The 4,268-nt window shown below is 67.5% G+C and carries 2 protein-coding genes; both read left to right on the top strand.

The features are described from left to right. Positions 1-19: 19 nt before the first annotated feature. Complete coding sequence (locus E1285_RS43640) at positions 20-1,816, top strand: fatty acyl-AMP ligase (RefSeq protein ID WP_132160783.1); 1,797 nt, start codon at positions 20-22, stop codon at positions 1,814-1,816. A gap of 72 nt (positions 1,817-1,888) precedes the next feature. Continuing rightward, the coding region (locus tag E1285_RS43635; protein WP_132160782.1) for an MMPL family transporter at positions 1,889-4,268 on the top strand (2,380 nt) is incomplete at its 3' end.

Genomic DNA, 4,268 nt, shown 5'->3' with positions numbered 1-4,268 from the left:
CCCCTGGGGAGATTGATCAATGGCACTGGGTTCGCTGCTTCCCGACCTCCTGCCCGGAGGCTCCGGCCGCACCCCGCTGATCGAGCGGGTCGCGCGGTGGGCGGAGGAGAAGCCGGACGCACCGGCCTATACCTTCGTCGACTACTCGAGCGACCCGTCCGGCGCCCACCTCACGCTGACCTGGGCCGAGACGGACCGGCGCGCACGGGCGGTGGCCTCGACGCTCCGGCAGGTCAGCGGGCCGGGGGAACGGGCCGCGCTGCTGCTGCCGCAGACCCTCGAATACATGATGACCATGCTCGGCGCCATGTACGCGCACGTCATCGCGGTGCCCCTGTTCTCGCCCGACCTTCCTGGGCACGCCGACCGGCTGATCGGCGCCTACACCGACGCGGAGCCCTCGGTCATCGTCACTACGCGGAACGCGCTCCCGCACGTGGAGAAGTTCCTGGCCGACCACGATGTCCCGCAGCCGAAGGAGATCGTGTTCGCCGAGGAGATCGACCTCTCCCTGGCCGACCGCTGGGAGGACGAGCCGATCGGGTTCGACGACCTCGCATACCTGCAGTACACGTCGGGCTCTACCCGCCGCCCAGCCGGAGTGGAGATCACTCACGGGAACGTGACGGCGAACGCCGCGCAGCTCTGGGCTGGATGGGCACCGAAGAAGCCCGACCCGGAGCTGGTCAGCTGGCTGCCCCTGTTCCATGACATGGGACTCATCTCGACCATGGCGCTGCCCTTGGTGCGCGGCGACCATGCCATCTTCACCGACCCCGTCTCGTTCATCATGAACCCGATGCGGTGGCTCCAGCTCATCTCGCAGCGTCCGGGCAAGAACGTCTACACGGCGGGGCCGAACTTCGCCTACGAGTACGTCGCGTCTCAGGCGACGCCGGAGAAGGTCGCCAACCTGGACCTGTCCGGGTTGACGACGTGCCTGAACGGTGCGGAACCGATCCGCACGTCCACGCTGTCGATGTTCGCGGACGCGTTCGCGGCGGCGGGACTGCGTCCGGGTGCGCAGGCGCCGGGGTACGGGCTGGCGGAGGCGACCGTGTTCGTCACCGCGGCGGCCGAGGACGCCCCGCCGAAGGTCATCCACGGTGACCGGGACATGCTCACGAAGGGCGACCTGCGGCTCTGCGACGAGGAGTCAGAGCGGGCCAGCGCCCTCGTCTCGTGCGGTCGGCCCTGCGGGCAGATCATCGCGATCGTCGACCCGGACACGCGCACCGAGCAGCCGGACGGCACGGTCGGCGAGATCTGGGTGCACGGGCCGAACACCGCCCCCGGCTACTGGCGCAACTCAGAACGCAGCCAGGACACGTTCGGCGGCGAACTGTCCGAGGCGGCAGGACTGCCGTCCGGTCCCTGGATGAAGACCGGTGACTACGGTGTCGTCCACGAGGGCGAGCTGTACGTGACAGGCCGCATCAAGGACCTCATCATCGTCGACGGCCGCAACCACTACCCGCAGGACATCGAGGTCACCACGCAGGAGGCGCACGCGGCGATCCGCCCCGACTACGTCGCCGCGTTCGCGCTGTCTGGGGAAGAGACCGAACGACTGGTGATCGTGGCCGAGCGCAACCGCCGCGTCCCGCTCGGACGGGTGGACCTGCACGAGGTGGAGTCGGCTGTGGTAGGCGCCATCAACGTGGAGCACGAGATGAGCGTCCACGAGTTCGTGTTGATCGAACCGGGTGGCGTGTCCCGTACGTCCAGCGGCAAGATCGCACGTGCGGCCACCCGGAAGCGTTACCTTGACGGCGACCTGCCAACGACCGAGGCTCGTCTAGCGTCTCGTAAGTAGACGCCTCGTAGGTAGATGCGGGGCGGCCACCCGTCCTTGGATGGACGAGCGCCGTGACGTAACAGGAGGAACATGCTTTCGGGGCTGGGTCGTCTCATCAACCGGCGACGCTGGACCAGCCTTGCTCTGATCCTGGTCATGACGTGCGTGGCGGGCGTCTGGGGCCTGGGCGTGTTCTCCAAGTTCAAGGAGGGCGGCTTCGAGGACCCGAACGCGTCGTCCACCCTCGTCGCCAAGCTCGGCGCCACCTACTTCGGCAGCACCAACCCCGACGTCCTCGTCCTCTACAGCAGCGACACCATGACGGTGGACGATCCGCGCTACCAGGCGAGCGTGGTCACGACCATCGCGCGACTGCCCAAGGCGCACGCCGAAGAGATCATCTCGTACTGGTCGCTCAACGGTAAGGCCGCGGACTCGTTCGCGTCCCACGACCGGAAATCGACGTTCGTCGCGGTGAAGGTGCAGGGCGACGACGGCGCGACCCAGATAGAGAACTACCACGCCATCAAGGAACGGCTGGACGCGCCCGGACTGAAGGTCGAGTACGGCGGTGCCATTCCCCTCGGCGAGGAGTTCGGCCAGCAGGTCGTCAACGACATCATCCGCGCCGAGCTCATGACGGCGCTGCCCCTGCTCATCCTGCTCGTCATCCTGTTCGGCGCGCTCACCGCCTCGTTCCTGCCGCTCATCGTGGCGGTGTTCTCGATGATCGGCGGCTTGGCCGTCCTGCACGTGGTCACCTACACCACCGACGTGACGTCCTTCGCCTTGGAAGTCGTCACGATGATGGGCGTCGGCCTGTCCATCGACTACTCGCTGTTCATCATCAGCCGTTTCCGCGAGGAACTCCAGCACGGCATGACCGCGCAGGGGATCGAGGCGGGCAAACCCTGGAAACGAGAACGCGACAGGAAGTCCCGCAAGGCCGCGAAGGAGGCGTACAGGGCGGAGATACGTCCGGTACGGCATAGCGCCCTGATCACCACCATGGCCACGGCCGGCCGCACCATCGTGGTCAGCGGCATCACCGTGTCGGCCGCCCTCGCGGGACTTCTGCTCTTCCCGCAGATGTTCCTCCGGACGATCGGGCTGGCGGGCATCGCCACCGTCATGGTCGCCGTCTTCGGTGCCACCGTCCTGTTGCCCACGCTGTTGGCGCTCCTGGGCCCGCGCGTCGAATTCGGCCGGATGCCATGGCGGCGACCCACGTCCAAGCGCGCGCAGCGGGACCCCAACAGCGGCTTCTGGTACCGCCTCGGCCACAGCGTGATGAAGCATCCGCTGCCGTACTTCGCGATCGTCCTGGTCATCCTGGCCGTGATGTCCGGGCCGCTGTTGAACATCCAGTTCGGCAGTGTGGACGCTCGTGTCCTGCCCAAGGACAGCCCCACACGCGCCGTGGTGGAGACCATCAAGGAGGAGTTCCCCAACGGGTCCACCGAACCCATCGACGTCGTCGTCTCCGGGGACCTCATCCCGCGCAACTGGACGCCGGACAGCAAGGACCCCATCCCGCCCTATCTGGACGAGTTCCGGAAGAAGCTGGGGTCGCTCCCCGGCGTGACGGACTCGCAGTTCACCGGCTACTCCGGAACGTACGGCGGCGTGCGCATCTCCGTCACGCACGAGTACGACCCCATGGAACAGCGCGCGCAGGACCTCGTCTCAGACATCCGCGGCATGCACCTGTCCAAAGACGGCTACCCGATGCACATCGACGTCGGGGGCAGCACGGCCGCGCAGATGGACCTGATGTCCAGCCTGATGGAGTCCCTGCCCAAGATGGCGCTCTTCGTCGGGACGGCCACGTTCATCCTGCTGTTCATGTTCTTCGGCTCGATCGTCCTGCCGCTGAAGGCGATCGCGATGAACGTCCTGTCGATCGGCGCCTCGTTCGGCGCGATCGTGTGGGGCTTCCAGTACGGCCACCTCGCCGGCATCCTCGACTTCACCCCCACCGGCGGCGTCGAGGCCACCAGCATGATCCTCATCCTCGCGGTCGTGTTCGGCCTGTCCATGGACTACGAGGTCTTCCTGCTCAGCCGCATCCGCGAGGAGTGGGACCTCACCCACGACAACCGCGCCGCGGTCGCGCGGGGCATGCAGCACACCGGCGGCATCATCTCCAGCGCGGCCCTGCTCTTCCTCGTCGTCATCGGCGCGTTCAGCACGGCGGGGATCACCGTCGTCAAACTCATCGGCGTCGGCATGTTCGTCGGCATCGTCGTGGACGCGGTGCTCGTCCGCTCCTTGCTCGTCCCCGCCACGATGCGTTTCATGGGCGCCGCCAACTGGTGGCTGCCGGGCTTCCTGTCGGGCCTGCACGCCCGCATGGACCTGCGCGAACGCAGCACTCCCCTGACCGCAACGGGCCCGGCCGTCCCGCCACGCCTCCCGGACGAACAGCCCTTCCCGTACGCCCTCCACTGGGAGGAGGCCACCCCCGGGC

It is taken from the genome of Actinomadura sp. 7K507 (genome assembly GCF_004348425.1).
Classification (GTDB): Bacteria; Actinomycetota; Actinomycetes; order Streptosporangiales; family Streptosporangiaceae; genus Spirillospora.
The sequence above is the reverse complement of the archived record's forward strand: the minus strand, read 5'-3'. Positions and strand labels throughout refer to the sequence as shown.

Bases quoted from the DNA above. Each gene is read 5' to 3' on its own strand.
- E1285_RS43640 (WP_132160783.1), top strand. From the start codon at position 20: ATGGCACTGGGTTCGCTGCTTCCCGACCTCCTGCCCGGAGGCTCCGGC.